At 75.1% G+C, this 14,730-nt stretch carries 15 protein-coding genes; 5 read left to right on the plus strand and 10 right to left on the minus strand.

The genetic code is table 11. The annotated features are described in order from the left end of the window. The first annotated feature begins 307 nt into the window (after positions 1-307). On the plus strand, positions 308-2,035 hold the full coding sequence (locus ADEH_RS04590; RefSeq protein ID WP_011419955.1) for a hypothetical protein: 1,728 nt from the start codon (positions 308-310) through the stop codon (positions 2,033-2,035). Between the two features lie 60 nt (positions 2,036-2,095). Here the strand turns inward: ADEH_RS04590 and ADEH_RS04595 are convergent, their stop codons facing one another. The 5 genes from ADEH_RS04595 to ADEH_RS04615 form a co-directional block, all read right to left on the minus strand. After that, positions 2,096-2,524 carry a DUF420 domain-containing protein gene (locus tag ADEH_RS04595; RefSeq protein ID WP_011419956.1) on the minus strand — a complete coding sequence of 143 codons (429 nt, stop codon included), beginning with the start codon at positions 2,522-2,524 and terminating at the stop codon, positions 2,096-2,098. Further along, entirely contained in the window at positions 2,521-3,384 is an 864-nt protein-coding gene (locus tag ADEH_RS04600) for an ABC transporter permease (protein WP_011419957.1), read from the minus strand. The genes ADEH_RS04595 and ADEH_RS04600 overlap by 4 nt, the downstream gene beginning before the upstream one ends. Next, positions 3,381-4,349: an ABC transporter ATP-binding protein gene (locus tag ADEH_RS04605; protein ID WP_232287430.1), complete on the minus strand. Its 969-nt coding sequence runs from the start codon at positions 4,347-4,349 to the stop codon at positions 3,381-3,383. The genes ADEH_RS04600 and ADEH_RS04605 overlap by 4 nt, the downstream gene beginning before the upstream one ends. 1 nt (position 4,350) lies before the next feature. Continuing rightward, a complete protein-coding gene (gene cyoE, locus ADEH_RS04610) occupies positions 4,351-5,238 on the minus strand; it encodes a heme o synthase (protein ID WP_198133812.1) in 888 nt (295 codons plus the stop codon). A gap of 170 nt (positions 5,239-5,408) precedes the next feature. Next, positions 5,409-5,675: a TIGR02300 family protein gene (locus ADEH_RS04615; protein WP_011419960.1), complete on the minus strand. Its 267-nt coding sequence runs from the start codon at positions 5,673-5,675 to the stop codon at positions 5,409-5,411. Positions 5,676-5,791: 116 nt separating this feature from the next. Here ADEH_RS04615 and ttcA point away from each other — a divergent pair, with 116 nt between their 5' ends. Genes ttcA through ADEH_RS04635 form a run of 4 tightly spaced genes read left to right on the plus strand, consistent with a single transcriptional unit; the run spans position 5,792 to position 9,487 of the window. Then, complete coding sequence (ttcA, locus tag ADEH_RS04620) at positions 5,792-6,664, plus strand: tRNA 2-thiocytidine(32) synthetase TtcA (protein WP_011419961.1); 873 nt, start codon at positions 5,792-5,794, stop codon at positions 6,662-6,664. Between the two features lie 9 nt (positions 6,665-6,673). Then, a complete protein-coding gene (gene deoC / locus ADEH_RS04625) occupies positions 6,674-7,357 on the plus strand; it encodes a deoxyribose-phosphate aldolase (RefSeq protein WP_011419962.1) in 684 nt (227 codons plus the stop codon). A gap of 37 nt (positions 7,358-7,394) precedes the next feature. Next, positions 7,395-8,570, plus strand: coding sequence for a phosphopentomutase (locus ADEH_RS04630; RefSeq protein ID WP_011419963.1), 1,176 nt, complete (start codon positions 7,395-7,397; stop codon positions 8,568-8,570). Next, entirely contained in the window at positions 8,567-9,487 is a 921-nt protein-coding gene (locus tag ADEH_RS04635; RefSeq protein ID WP_011419964.1) for a hypothetical protein, read from the plus strand. Before ADEH_RS04630 ends, ADEH_RS04635 begins: the two co-directional genes overlap by 4 nt. Here the strand turns inward: ADEH_RS04635 and ADEH_RS04640 are convergent. The 5 genes from ADEH_RS04640 to nrfH form a co-directional block, all read right to left on the minus strand. Further along, the gene (locus tag ADEH_RS04640; RefSeq protein WP_011419965.1) at positions 9,451-9,699 is read right to left on the minus strand and encodes a hypothetical protein; all 249 of its coding nucleotides are present in this window, start codon (positions 9,697-9,699) and stop codon (positions 9,451-9,453) included. The genes ADEH_RS04635 and ADEH_RS04640 overlap by 37 nt on opposite strands. Before the next feature lie 17 nt (positions 9,700-9,716). Continuing rightward, positions 9,717-11,975, minus strand: coding sequence for a molybdopterin oxidoreductase family protein (locus ADEH_RS04645; protein WP_011419966.1), 2,259 nt, complete (start codon positions 11,973-11,975; stop codon positions 9,717-9,719). 24 nt (positions 11,976-11,999) lie between these two features. Continuing rightward, positions 12,000-12,392, minus strand: a complete 393-nt coding sequence (locus ADEH_RS04650) for a hypothetical protein (protein ID WP_011419967.1) — start codon at positions 12,390-12,392, stop codon at positions 12,000-12,002. 102 nt (positions 12,393-12,494) lie between these two features. Further along, on the minus strand, positions 12,495-13,967 hold the full coding sequence (locus ADEH_RS04655) for an ammonia-forming cytochrome c nitrite reductase subunit c552 (protein WP_011419968.1): 1,473 nt from the start codon (positions 13,965-13,967) through the stop codon (positions 12,495-12,497). A 37-nt stretch (positions 13,968-14,004) separates the two neighbouring features. Beyond that, entirely contained in the window at positions 14,005-14,460 is a 456-nt protein-coding gene (gene nrfH, locus ADEH_RS04660; protein WP_011419969.1) for a cytochrome c nitrite reductase small subunit, read from the minus strand. Between the last annotated feature and the right edge of the window lie 270 nt (positions 14,461-14,730).

Here is a 14,730-nt window from a genome sequence, read left to right on the forward strand (position 1 = left end):
CACGTGTCGCTGCGGGCCGAAGTGCGGGGTCCCCTGGAACGCCGCCTGGAAGCCGTGCGAGCCCGTGCTCGTTGCCATCGTCGTCCCTCCGTGGAAAGAGACCCGAACGACGCGCCGCGACGAGACCGGCGGGCGGGCGCCGCGGCTGCGGGCGTACGTCGGGGCGTGCGTCACCGCCTCGGGTGGCCCCGTGCCGGCACGGAATTCGCGCCTCGGGCGTGCGTTCCCCCTGCTGCGGCGGGTGCGCGTGACGGCGCACGCGATCCCGCGAGCCCGGCACTCTCACCGACCGGGCGAGAGGAGCTCCATGAAGATCTCCGCACCGGCCGCGACCGCGCTCCTGATCGGCTCGTCCCTCCTGCTCGCGGCCTGCGGCGGCGGCGGGGGAGGCTCCACCCCGGGCTCCTCCCCGGCGGGCACCATCGGCGGCGCCGTGGTGCTCGGGCCGGTGGCGGGCGCGTCGGTCCGGGCCTACGCGCTGAGCGGGGGGGCGCAGGGCGCGCTGCTCGGCGAGGCCACCGCCGACGCCGCCGGCCGCTTCACCGTCTCCATCGGCCACCACGCGGGGCCGGTGATGCTGGTGGCCACCGGCGGCAGCTACGTGGACGAGGCCACCGGCGCCTCGATGGCGCTCGGGTCCGGCGACGCGCTGGGCTGCGCGATCCCCTCCGTCGCCGCCGACGCCGCGACCGCCGGCATCCAGGTCACGCCGCTCACCTCGATGGCCCGCGCCCGGGCCGCCGCGATGCCCGGCGGGATGACCGAGGCGAACGTGGCGGCCGCGAACGCGTCGGTGGGGGCGTACTTCCAGGCCGGCGACGTGCTGCGCGTCGCGCCCATGGATCCGACCGCCGCGGGCGCCGGCGCCGGCGCGACGCAGGACGAGCGCGGCTACGGGATGGCGCTCGCCGCGATGTCCCAGGAGGCGATGGCGCTCGGGATGACCTCGTCCGCGGGGATGGCGACCGCGCTGGCGGCGGACGCGTCGGATGGCGTGATGGACGGGATGATGGGCGCGACGCCCGTCTCGATGGGCGGGATGGGCGGGATGGGCGGCGGGATGATGGCGCCGTCGGCCGGGAGCTCGGGCCTCGCCGACGCGATGCGCGCCTTCCTCGCGTCCGCGCGGAACCGGTCCGGCCTGACCGCCGACGACCTGCAGGCGTGCCTCGCGCAGCTCTCGGGCGCGGGCGGGCAGCTGCCCGGCGCGGGCGGCTCGGGGCAGGGCGCAGGGGGAACGATGACCGGGACCGCGTTCATGGGCGCCATGTCCGGCGGCACCGTCACCGCGTACGCGGTGACCGGCGGCGCGCGCGGGCAGGCGCTCGGGGCGGCGCCGCTCGGCGCCGCGGGCGCGTTCAGCGTCGGCCTGGGCCCGTACGCCGGGCCGGTCATGCTCGAGGTGGCCGGCGCGACGTTCGTGGACGAGGCCACCGGGACCGCGATGCCCATGGCGTCGGGCGACGTGCTCACCGCGTGCGTCCCGTCGGTGGCGGCGGGCGCGACCACCTCGGGCGTGCACGTGACGCCGCTCACCACCATGGCCCAGGCGATGGCGCAGGGCACGCCGGGCGGCATGACCACCGCGAGCGCCGGGGCGGCCAACGCCGGGGTCGGCAGCTACTTCATGGCCGGCGACGTCCTCGGGACCATGCCCATGGACCCGTCGGTCGCGGGCTCGGGCGCCGGCGCGACCCAGGACCAGCGAGACCACGGGATGGCCATCGCCGCCATGTCCGAGTACGCGCGGACCGTGGGGATGACCGGCTCCTCGTCGGCGATGGTCACCGCCATGGCCGAGGACGCGAGCGACGGCGTCATGAACGGGATGATGGGCGGCACCGGCATCTCCATGGGCGGCGGCGGGATGATGGGCGGCGGCCCGGGAATGATGGCGGCGAACGCGGGCACGCGCGGGCTGTCCGGCGCCATGACCACCTTCGCGGGCTCCGCCATGAACCGGTCGGGCGTGACGGCCGCCGGCGTCCAGGCGCTGGTGGACCAGCTCGCAGCCTCCAGCGGCACCATCCCCTGACGCCTCGGGAGCGGCGCGCGCCGCCTGCCCCGCGTGCGGCGGCGGGCGCGGCGGACCGCGCTACGGCGCCGGCGCCAGGTGGTACAGCATCACGTAGACGACGACGCCGGTCACCGAGACGTACATCCAGACCGGCAGCGCGGCGCGCGCGATGCGGCGGTGATCCGGGAAGCGGGCGCGGAACGCCAGGAACAGCGTCCGCAGGATGAGCGGCGCCGCCAGCGCGGCGAGCAGGGTGTGCGAGCCGAGCACGGCGAGGTAGGCGGCGCGGAGCGCGCCGCCGCCGGGGAAGCGGTGGGTGCCGGTCAGCGCGATCCGCGTGAAGTAGCCGGCCAGGAACAGCACCGAGCTGGCGCAGGCGGCGAGCATGAGCGCCCGGTGGACGTCGCGGGCGCCGCGGCGGATGGCCACGAAGCCGGCCAGGAGCAGCGCGGCGCTGGTGCCGTTCAGGACGGCGTTCACGGTGGGGAGGATCTCGGCGAGGGTCATGCGCGCGGGGCCCGGCGGGTGGAGAGGACGGCGGCGGCGAGGGCGATCGCCGCGAACGCGGCCAGGACGGCGAGGTCTCGCGCGGCGGACCCGGGCAGCGCGCCCGGCGCGTCGGGGCCGGCCAGGGCGCGGCGCGCGGCCGACACCGCGTACGACACCGGGTTCCAGCGCATCGCGGCGGCGAACCCGGGCCGGTCGGCCGGCACCGGGAACATCGCGCCGGAGATCACCCAGAGCGGCACGAGCAGCGTCATCTGGACCGCGTGGTAGCCCTGCACGTTGTCGATGAACCAGGCCACCGCGAAGCCGAGGGCGGCGAGCCCGATCGCGGCGAGCGCCAGCGCCGCGACGAGGAGCGGCCAGTCGATGGAGCCGTACGGGAAGCCCGCCGCGGGGGCGAGCAGCAGGAACAGCGCCGCCTGGCTGAGCGCCACGGAGGCGGAGCCGAGCGTCTTGCCCGCCACCAGCGACGCGCGCGAGCCGGGCCCCGCCAGCACGCCCTGCAGGAAGCCGCGGTGCCGGTCCTCGATGACCGAGAGCGTGGTGAAGATCGACGCGAACAGCACCACCATCAGCACCACGCCGGGGAAGAAGTAGGCGAGGTAGCCGGTGCCGCTGCCGGCCATCCGGAACGTGCCGGACATGCCGGAGCCGATGACGAACCAGAAGATCAGCGGCTGGCCCAGCGCGCCGGCGAGCCGGGAGGGCTGCCGGAAGAAGCGGACCAGGTCGCGGCGCCAGAGCACCAGCGCGGTCGCGACGTCGTAGGCGAGGGCCGGGCCGGGCGCGGGCAGCGGCGCGGCGGGGGCGGCGCCGGGCGGCGCGGCGCCGGCGACGGGCTCGGGGCGCGCCGGGCTCACGCGGCCACCTCGGCGGCGTCCTCGAGCGAGGCGCCGGTGAGCGCCAGGTAGGCGTCGGCGAGCGTGGGGCGCCGCAGCGAGACGGCGCGCAGCCGCCCGGCCGGGAACGCCTCGACGATCCGCGGCACCAGCGTGTGCCCGGCCTCGCGCTCGACGTGGACCGCGCCGTCGCGCACGCGGGCGGGGAGGCCCAGGCGGGCGCGGATCTCCGCGGCGAGCGCGTCCGGCGCGTCCGCCTCGACCACCACCACGTCGCCCGGCACCCGCGCGCGCAGCGCCTCCGGCGACTCGCACGCGACCACCGCGCCGCCGGAGAGCACCGCCAGGCGGTCGCAGCGCTCCGCCTCGTCGGGCCGGTGGGTGGTGAGCACCACGGTGAGCCCCTGCTCGCGCCGGAGCGCCAGGACCTCGTCCCAGAACGCCTGGAACGCGCCGGCGTCGAGCCCGGTGGTCGGCTCGTCCATCACGAGCAGCGCCGGCCGGTGCACCAGCGCGCGCGCCAGCTCGACGCGCCGGCGCATGCCGCCGGAGAAGCGGTCCACCGGCTCGCGCGCGCGATCGGCCAGGCCCGCGCCGGCGAGCAGCGCGGCGATCCGGCGGCGGGCCTCGGCGCGGGGGACCCGGTGCATGGCGGCGGCGAGGCGCAGGTTCTCCTCGGCGGAGAGCTTCCCGTCCAGGCCGGGCGACTGGAACACGATCCCGGAGGCGGCCCGGAGCGCGCGGGCGCCGGCGGGGATCTCCCGGCCGTCGAGCCAGAACCGGCCGGCCGCGGGCGGCAGCAGGCCGGCCAGGATCGAGAACAGCGTGGACTTGCCCGCGCCGTTCGGCCCGAGCAGCCCGAACACCTCGCCGGCGCGGACCTCCAGCGAGACGCCGCGCAGCACCTCGCGCGCGCAGTGGTGGAACGCGACGTCCTTCAGCGCGAGGCGCGCCGGCGCGCGCGGCATGGCGGCGGGGGCGGGCACGTCAGCGCGAGAGGAAGAGGGCCACGAACAGCACGGTGAGGTGGACGAGCGTCCCGAGGAAGAACGTGCGCGCCCAGCGCCCGCCCTCGCGGCCGATGCCGGAGATGGCGTAGGCCGAGAGCGCGAGCCCCAGCACGGCGGCGGTGATCGCGTAGCCGGTGCCGGCCAGGCCCAGCGGCACGAGCGCCAGCGAGGCGGGCAGGAGCAGGATCGTGGTCAGCGCCATCCAGAGCCGGGTGGCGCGCTCGCCGTGCACCGAGGCGAACATGCGCAGCCCGCCGCGCTGGTAGTCCTCGCGGAGGTACAGCGAGATGGCGAGGAAGTGCGGGAGCTGCCACGCGAACAGGAGGCCGAACAGCGCCAGCCCGCCGGCGTCCACCCCGCCCGTCACCGAGGTCCAGCCCATCAGCGGCGGGATCGCGCCCGGCACCGCGCCGACGAACAGCGCGGTCGCGGAGCGCTGCTTCATGGGCGTGTACACGAGCACGTAGGTGAGGAGCGCGACCAGCGCGAGCAGCGCGGTGAGCCCGTTGGCGGCGAGCGAGAGGATCGGGATCGCGAACGCGGGCGCGGCGATGCCGAGCCCGAGCGCCACGAACGGATCGACGCGGCCGGCCGGCAGCGGGCGGTCGCGGGTCCGCCGCATCCGCGCGTCGATGTCGCGCTCCAGGTAGCAGTTGAGCGCGTTCGCGGCGCCGACCACCACCGCGGTGGCGAGGACGGTCAGCACGGCGCGGGCGGCGCCGATCTGGCCGGGCGCGAGCCACATGCCGCCGGCGCAGGTGATCATCACCAGCCCCGAGAGCCGCGGCTTCGAGAGGAGGACGAGGTCCTTGAGGTAGGCGAGCGGCTGCGGAGCGGTGCGGGCCTGCGCGGTGGCGACGGTCACCGCGAGCACTTAGTCAGGGCTCGGCAGGGGGTCAACGTCGCGTTAGGGGCCTCGCCCGGGTGCCGAGCGCGGCGCGCGCGGATCCATGGCCCGGACGGGCGACGGCGCGCCGTGAGTTGACGAAAGGTGAACTCGGCCGCACGCCCGCGCAGGGGCGCGGCGGCGACAGGTCAGGGCTCGTCGTCGTCGGCGGCCTCTTCCAGGTCGTCCGCGTCGTCCTCGAGCTCCTCGGTGTCTACCTCGACCTCTTCGGCCTCCGGCTCGACCGGGCGGGCGGCCGCCCGGGCCCTCCGCTCGGTCGGCGGCGGCTTCAGGGCCGGGCTCTCGCGCTGATCCGCCCCGCACTTCGGGCAGACCGGGACCGGCTTCTTCATGTCGTAGAACTTGGTGCCGCACTTGAAGCAGCTGTGCTTGGTCCCGAGGTCCTTGGCAGGCATGTTTCCTCGTCCTGGGCGGAGAGACCGGGCCTTTATCCCAACGAAAGCGGCGGCGTCAAACGGAAATGGCGCCGCACCGCTCGACCGCCGGGGCTGGGCCGCGCTAGAACCCCGCCATGCAGCAGATCCACCGGCTGGAGCGGAAGCTCCTGCGCGCGACGGCAGAGGCCATCCGCGACTTCGACCTCGTCTCCCAGGGCGACCGCATCATGGTCGCCGTCTCCGGGGGCAAGGACAGCTACACCCTGCTCCACCTGCTCATGCGGCTGCGCGAGCGGGCCCCCATCGACTTCGACCTGGTCGCGGTGAACCTCGACCAGGGGCAGCCCGGCTTCCCGGCGCACGTGGTGGAGGACCACCTCCGGTCGCTGGGCGTCCCCTACCGCATGCTGCAGCGCGACACCTACTCGGTGGTGCGCCGGCTCGTGCCGGAGGGGAAGACCACCTGCCCGGTCTGCTCGCGCCTGCGGCGCGGCGTCCTCTACAACGCCGCCGTGGAGATGGGCTGCACCAAGATCGCGCTCGGGCACCACCGCGACGACCTCGTCGAGACGCTGCTCCTCTCGGCGCTCTACTCCGGCGCGCTGAAGAGCATGCCGCCCAAGCTCCGCTCGCGCGACGGCCGCAACGTGGTCATCCGGCCGCTCTGCTACGCGGCGGAGGAGGACGTCGCCGCGTTCGCCGAGGCGATGCGCTTCCCCATCGTCCCGTGCGACCTGTGCGGCTCGCAGCCCAACCTGCGCCGCAAGCGCGTGAAGCGGCTGCTGGCGGAGCTGTCCGCCGAGCACCCGGCGGTGAAGGGCAACCTGCTTCACGCGCTCGGGCACGTGGTGCCCTCGCACCTGCTCGACCGCGACCTCCACCGCCAGCTCGCCGACGCGACCGGCCGCGATCCCTGGCTCGACGCCGAGGACGAGGAGGCCGAGGACTGCGGCGAGCCGGCCGGCGACGGCGTGGTGTCGCTGGGCGGGGCGCGCGGCGGGCGGTAGCATCCGCGCATGCGCTCCGTTCCCGTCGAGGCGATCCGCACCCCGCGCGACCTCGCGCCGTACCTGGACCACACCGTGCTCGCGCCGGACGCGACGCCCGACGACGTGCGCCGCGCCTGCGCCGAGGCCCGCGCGCACCGGTTCGCCGGGGTGTGCGTGCGCGCCGAGGCGGTGGAGGAGGTCCGGCGCGCGCTGGACGGCAGCGGCGTGCTCGCGATCGCGGTGGTGGACTTCCCGCGCGGCGAGGCGGGCACCGGGGCGCGGGTGGCGGAGGCGCGCGAGGCGGCGCGGCGCGGCGCGGAGGAGCTGGACCTCGTGGTCCGGCTGCCGGCGCTGCTCGCCGGCCGCCACGAGGAGGTGCTCGACGACCTGCGCGCGGTGATCGGGGCGGTGGCGGTGCCGGTGAAGGTCATCCTCGAGACCTCGCGCCTCACCCGCGACCAGAAGGTCGTGGCGGCGGCGCTCGCCCGCTGCGCCGGCGCCGCGTACGTGAAGACCTCCACCGGGTTCGCCGGGGGCGGCGCCACGGTGGAGGACGTGGCCCTGCTGCGCTCGGTCGTGGGCGAGCAGGTCGGCGTGAAGGCGTCCGGCGGGATCCGCACCGCGGAGGCGGCCCGGGCCCTGCTCGCGGCCGGGGCGAGCCGGATCGGCGCCTCCGCCTCGGTGGCGCTCGTGTCCGGCGCCTTCCCGTGACCGCGCCGCGCGGCGCCCCCGGGGTTAGGATCCGGGCATGAGCACGAACCGCCGCCGCCTCGTCATCCTGGTCGCCGACAGCGCCGGCTGCGGCGCGCTCCCCGACGCCGCCGCCTACGGCGACGAGGGCTCCGACACGCTCGGCAACACCAGCCGCGCCGTGGGCGGCCTCTCGCTGCCGGTGCTGGGCCGGATGGGCCTCGGCCACGTGACCGCGATCCAGGGGGTGCCGCCGGATCCCGCGCCCACCGCGTTCCACGGGCGCATGGCGGAGCGCTCGGAGGGAAAGGACACCACCACCGGCCACTGGGAGATGATGGGCGTGGTGCTGCGCGAGGGGCTGCGCACGTTCCCGCGCGGCTTCCCGCCGGAGATCCTCGAGGCGTTCGTCCGGGAGACCGGCGCGCCGGGCGTCCTCGGGAACACCGTCGCGAGCGGCACGGTGATCATCCAGGAGCTGGGCGAGGAGCACCAGCGCACCGGCAAGCCCATCGTCTACACCTCGGCCGACTCGGTGTTCCAGGTGGCGGCCCACACCGACACGGTGCCCCTCGAGACGCTGTACGCCTGGTGCCGGACCGCGCGGCGCATCCTCGATCCGTGGCGCGTGGCGCGGGTGATCGCGCGCCCGTTCGTGGGGACGCCGGGGAGCTACGCGCGCACCTACGACCGCAAGGACTTCTCCATGCCGCCGCCGGCGCCCACCGTGCTGGAGCGGCTGGTCGAGGCGGGCGTGCCGGTGGTCGGGGTCGGGAAGATCCCGGACATCTTCGACCGCCGCGGCATCACCGAGGAGATCCACACGGCCGGCAACGCCGACGGCCTGGCCCGCACCGCGGCGCTCCTCGACCGGGTGGACCGCGGCCTCGTGTTCGTGAACCTGGTGGACTTCGACATGCTCTACGGGCACCGCAACGATCCGGCCGGCTACGCGCGGGCGCTGGAGGAGCTGGACCGCGGGCTGCCGGCCATCCTCGACCGGCTCGGGCCGGGCGAGCTCCTGGCGCTCACCGCCGACCACGGCTGCGATCCGACCACCCCGTCCACCGATCACTCGCGCGAGCACGTGCCGCTGATCGTGCACGCGCCCGGGCGCGGCGGCGGCGACCTCGGCACGCGCGCCACCTTCGCCGACCTCGGGGCCACCGTGGCGGAGTACTTCGGCGTCCGGTCCGAGGTGGGCACGAGCTTCCTCGCCGAGGTGACGCGTTGAGCGAGGCGGGGGTGGCGGGGGCGGCGGACCGCGCGGCGGCGGTGCCGGCGGCGGACGCCGGCCGGCTGGAGCGCGCCCGGTGGGCGGCGGGCGAGGTGCTGCGCGCGGCCCGGCTCCTGGCCGACGACGCGGCGCTGCGCCGGGCGGCGCTCCTGCCCACCGCGCTCACCGCGGCGGGATGCGCGGTGTTCGCCGCGCTCACGGTGGCGGGCGACGCCGCCGACGGCGCGGTCACCGGGCCGGGCGCGCTCCACGTGTTCACCGTCACCTTCGTCGGGCTCGCCTCGATGCCCCCCACGCTGCTGCAGCGGCAGTGGATGCGCGTCGCGCTGGAGGCGCGCCGCGCGCTCGGCCTCCCGGCGGGCGAGGATCCCTTCGCCGGCCAGCGCTGGCCACGGATGGTGCTGCGCGAGTGGGTGAAGGCGCTGCGCCAGGCGGTGGTGGTCTCGGCGGGCCTGTTCCCCGTGGCGATCGTGCTCGCGATGCTGCCGGGGAAGCTCGCCACCGTCGCCATGGGCGCGGCCTGGGCGTTCTACTGGGTGCTGGTGGACGCGTTCGAGCTGCCGCTGGAGGCGATCCCCGGGCCGCGGCGGGGCGCCGACACCCCCTGGTACGCGCGGGCGCTGCAGCGGCTCGGCGGCGCGCTGTGGCTGCTCCGGCCGTTCCGCTGGGCGGGCCGGCTGCTCGCGCGCCTGACGCGCCCGTGGGCCGAGGAGGTCCAGTTCACCGAGCGCCACCCCTGGGAGACGGCCGGCTTCGGGGTCGCGGTGGGCGCGGTGCTGGCGATCCCGGGCGTGGGGTTCTTCTTCCGCTCGATCGCGATCGTGGCCGCGACCGCCCTGGACGCGCGGCTCGAGGGCGACGGCGCCGCGGCCGGCGCTCAGGCCCCGCCGTCGCCCGGCTCGTCCGCGACGTAGGTCGGGTACACGCCCAGCACCTCGTCGTCCCCGGCGAGCAGCCGGTCCGCGAGCGCCTCGAGCGCCGCGCCGTCGGCGCCCGCGAACACGGCCGCCAGGCGGCGGTCGCCGTCCCCGCCCTCCAGCTCCAGCGCGGGCTCGGAGAGCAGCCGAACGGCGACCCGGGGCGCCGCCCCCGGCACGGTCTCGATCACCACCCCCGCGACGAGCATGTGGACCTCCCTCCGGCTCAGGCCTTGCGGACCGGCTCGATCTTCACCGCGCAGATCTTGAACTCGGGCTGCCTGGACACGGGATCCACCGCGTCGATGGTGAGGCGGTTGCACATGCGCTGCGGGTCGTGCATGTGCACGAACACGGTGCCCGGGCGCGCGCCGTCCACCAGCTTCGCCTTGAACGTCTCGGCGCCGCGGCGCGAGCTGACGCGCACCTCGTCCCCGGTCCGGATCCCGAGCGGCTTCCCGTCGTCGGGGTGGAGCTCCACCACCGACTCGGCGTTCGCGTGGCGCAGCTCCTTGCAGTTCCGGGTCATGGTCCCGGTGTGCCAGTGCTCGATGACGCGGCCGGTGGTGAGGACCAGCGGGTACGCGGCGTCGGTCACCTCGGCCGGCGGCTGGTGCGGGCGCAGCCAGACCACCGCGCGCGCGTCGGGCCGGCCGTAGAAGCGGATCCGGTCGGGCGCGTCGGCCGGGACGAGCGGGTCCTCGCCCTTCACGAAGCGGCGCTTCGTGCCCGGGTGGCCCTCCGACGGCAGCGGCCAGAGCAGCCCGTGCGACTCGGCCAGGCGGGCCCGCGTCATGCCGGTGAAGTCGTACGCGGTCCCCTTGCTCAGCGTCAGGATCTCGTCCCAGGCCTCCGCCGGGCGCCTCCAGGGCAGCAGCTCGCCGTGCCCCAGCCGCGCGGCGAGGTCGCAGAGGATGGCGAAGTCCGGCCGCGCCTCGCCGGCGGGGCGGACCGCCTGCTCGAGCAGCTGGTAGCGCCGCTCGGTGCAGCCGTACACGCCCTCCTTCTCGGCCCACAGCGCGGCCGGCAGGACCACGTCGGCGAGCTCGGAGGTGCGCGTGGGGTGGAACGCCTCGGTGACCACCAGGAACGCCTTGCGCGCCTCGAGCGCCTTCCGGTACCGGTCCACGTTCGGCAGCGACTGGGCCGGGTTGGTGGTCATCACGTAGAGCGCCTTCAGGTCGCCCGCCTCCAGCGCCTGGAACAGGTCCATCGTGGCCTTGCCGTTCTCGGGCTGGATGGTGCCGGGCGGCACGTTCCAGAGCCTCTCCATCTCGGCGCGGTGCTTCTCGTTCGCGATCACGCGCCCGTAGGGCAAGAGGTGCGAGAGCGCGCCGCCGTCCCGGACGCCGCCGCAGGCGTTCGGCTGCCCGGTGAGCGACAGCGGGGTCGAGCCGGGGAGGCCGATCTTGCCGGTCAGGAGGTGGAGGTTGTGGACGAGGTTGTTCGCCCACACGCCCCGGGTCCGCTGGTTGAGCCCCATGCACCACATCGACGTGGCGGTGCGCCCCTTCTCGCCGAACCAGCGCGCGGCCGTGACGATGTCCTCGGCGCGCGCGCCGGACAGCTCCGCCGCGCGAACGGGCGTGTACGGCGCCAGGAAGGCCCGGTAGTCCTCCCAGGCCCGGTTCACGTCCTTGCCCTCGCCGAACGCGACGTGCGCCTTCAGGAAGGCCTCGTCCACCAGCCCCTCGGCGACGAGCACGTTCGCCATCGCGTTCAGGATGGCGAGGTCGGTGCCCGGCGTGAAGGAGAGGTGCAGGTCGGCGATGCGCGCGGTAGGGGTGCGCCGCGGGTCGAGGACGATCACCTTCACGTCCTTGCCGGTCTGCTTCCGGCGGGCCATCCGCTCGAACAGGATGGGGTGCGCCTCGGCCGCGTTCGACCCGACCAGCAGCATGACGTCGGCGTGGTCGATGTCCTCGTAGCAGCCCATCGGCTCGTCCTTGCCGAACGTGCTGAGGTAGCCGCCGACCGCCGAGGCCATGCACAGGCGCGGGTTGCCCTCGACGTTGTTCGTGCGCAGGCCCGCCTTGAACAGCTTGTTCGCCGCGTAGGTCTCCTCGGTGAGCCCCTGGCCGGAGCCGTAGAAGCCCACCGCGCCCGGTCCGTGCGCCTCGACGGCCTCGCGGAACCGCCGGGCCACGAGGGACATCGCCTCGTCCCAGCTCGCGCGCACCAGCTTGCCGCCCTTGCGCACCAGCGGGTGCAGGCAGCGATCCGGCGCCGACATGATCTGCGGCAGCAGGAAGCCCTTCAGGCAGAGCAGGCCGCGGTTGTGGTTGTCCCGGTCGCCCTTGACGGCGAACACCTTGCCGTCGCGGACGCCGACGTACAGGCCGCAGCCGGTGCCGCAGTAGCGGCAGACCGACTTCACCCAGCGCTCACCGCCCTCGGCGGCGAGCGCGTCCACGGGGAGCCCGAGCCCGGCCAGGGCGGAGGCGGCGGCGGAGGCCTTCAGGAAGTCACGGCGCGTGAGAGGCATGGTGTTCTCCTCGGGGTGCGATGCTCACCTGGAATGCGGGGTCTCGCCCGTTGCGGTGAGCGCGTGCGGCTCGTGGCAGGAGAAGCAGCCGCGCGGCCCCGCGCGCGCCGCGGCGGGCGAGGCGGCCTCGGCCGCGTGGCAGCCCGCGCAGCGCGCGCCGGCGACGGCGCGGGTGAAGTCCTTCCCGGTCGAGCCGTGGCAGACGACGCACTTGACCAGCGCGGTGCCGTGCGGCGACCCCTCCCACGCCCGGACCACCGCGGGCGTGCGGGTGGCGTGGCACTCGGCGCAGTCCTGCACCGCGAGCTGCGCGGCGACGTCGGGGTGGCGCGGCGGCGCCTTGGCGCGGGCGGGGGCGCCCGGCGCCGCGGCGGCCAGCGCCGGGGCGAGGAGGGAAGCGAGCAGGAGCGTGCGCATTCTCGACTCCTTCGGAGCGACGGGTGGGACGTCGTGGTCCCCCGCGCGCCGGCCGCCCCGGGGGAGTGGGGGACGGGGCGGCCGGGCGCGGGGACCGGGCTGCTACTTCAGGACCGCGGGGACCACCGCCGGGGTGGCGGGCGCCGCGGGGGCGGGCGCGGTGGAGACGTTCACCACCGCCACGGTCGGCTTGAACGACGGATCGCGCAGCGCGAGCTGACCCTGGCGCGAGGCGTCGATGGACTCGAACAGCACGCGGGCGGACTCCTGCGGCGCGTGGAAGCCGGTGGAGTTCTCGGCCTCGACGAAGTCGAACAGGAACTGGGCGCGGCGCTGCAGGTAGCGGGCGGCGACGAGCTGGTCGTCGGTCTTGCCCGCCTCGCGCGCGGCCTTGATCTCGCCGATGAGCGCGACGAGGGCGTCGAAGGCCTGCTCGCGGAGCTGCATGTGCTTGTCCTGGATCGCCTCCACGCGCCCCTTCAGCTCCGCCTCCGGCCACTTGTGGCAGCCCTGGCAGGCGCGGTTCAGGTTCAGCACCGGGCTGCGGACCTGGTGATCCGAGACCTTGGTGCCGCCCACCCGCATGTACGGCATGTGGCAGTCGGCGCAGGCCACGCCGGAGCGGGCGTGGATGCCCTGGTTCCACATCTCGAACTCGGGGTGCTGGGCCTTGAGCGCGGGCGCGCCGCTCTCCTTGTGCACCCAGTCCTTGAACCCGACCTCGTCGTAGTACGAGACGATCTCGTCGGCCTTGAGGCCCTTCGACCAGGGGAAGGTCAGCCGCTTCTCCGGCCCCTTGAAGTAGTACTCGACGTGGCACTGGCCGCAGACGTACGCGCGCATCTCCTGCCGCGTGGCCATGGTGTTCGGGTCGTAGTCCTTCACGCCCAGCGACGCCTTGTACGCGCGGATGCCTTCGAGGAACCCGGGGCGCGTGACGCGCAGGTCCATGGAGGCCGGGTCGTGGCAGTCGATGCAGGACACCGGGTGCTTGAAGTGCTGCTTCGCCTCGGAGTACGGCATCTTGTTGAGCGCCTCGAAGCCCTTGAAGATGTCGCCGTTCCCGAGCTTCTTCATGGGCACGTACACCGACGCGTGGCACTGGCCGCAGGTGCCGGGCTGCTTCGCGACCACCTGGCGCTGCGTGAAGAACTGGTCGTCGAGCATGTACGCGTGGCCGCGCTCCTCGCGGAAGTCGGCGGCGAACGCGTAGCCGGCCCACATGGTCTTGAGGCGCGGGTCGGCGTCGGTCTTGGACTGGGCGGTGACGCTGCGCGGATCGCCGTCGCTCGGCGTGCGCGGCATCGCCTCGGACCCGCCGTGCTTGGTCCGCACCATGTCGGCGGTCCGCTTGTAGAGGTCGTACTCGACCGGGAAGTTCTTCCCCCAGATTGCGGGGTCCTCGGTCTCGTCGGTGAGCTCCACGACGCGCACCACCGGGTTGCGCGCCTCGGCCTTCTTCTGGGCGACGTCCACCAGGACCACGGCGGCGAGGACGGCGGCGAGCGCGAACACGGCGGCGATCGCGCCGACGACGAGCGCGCGCTTCCTCGGGGACTGGGTCTCGACGGTCATTGCAGGTTCTCCTTGGAGTGCGGCGTGAGGCGGTGGATCAGCGGAGGTGTCCGACGGAGGCGTGGCAGCGGATGCACGAGACGCCGTCCCGGCCGCCGGTCATGGCATCGACGATCTGGGCGTGGCAGTGGCGGCACTGGCCCTCGATCACCGCGGTGCTCTCGGCGCGCGCGCGGATGACGTCCGGGAAGCCGCCGACGGTGAACGCCATCGAGTGGTGCCAGCCGTTCTCCGCCTTGACCGCGTACTTCGAGACGGTCGCGGCGGGCGTGTGGCAGTCGTTGCAGGTGGCCACCGCGTGGTGGGCCGAGGCCTGCCAGCCGGCGTAGTGGCCGCTCATCACGTGGCAGTTGGAGCAGGTGGCGGGGTCGTTGCCGAGGTACGACGTGCCCTTCGCGTAGGCGAAGGCGTATCCGCCCACGCCGACCGCGGCGCCGGCGGCGGCCGCGAGGAGGACGACCGGCAGGGAGAGGAGGGAGCTTCCTTTGCGCATGGAGGGGAGCCTCGCGTTCGGGGACGGGCCTGCCTCTTCGCAAGCGCCTTGCCACCACGGCGGGAGGGCTCGCCGGCACGCAAGGCCGCGTGCTCACTGCGTTCGACCCCCCCGGCGGCGGGATGCCGCGCCCCGCCCGGTCGGATGAGGCGCGCCGGATCCTCGGATGCGCGCGTCCGATCCGGCGCCGCGCGGCGATCAAGTCCGCTCGGGGTGAAGGCGGTCCGCTGGCGAGGCGGGAGATTGCAAACCGGATCAATTTCCGCGCGG

The organism is Anaeromyxobacter dehalogenans 2CP-C (assembly GCF_000013385.1).
In the GTDB taxonomy this organism is placed as follows: Bacteria; Myxococcota; Myxococcia; order Myxococcales; family Anaeromyxobacteraceae; genus Anaeromyxobacter; species Anaeromyxobacter dehalogenans_B.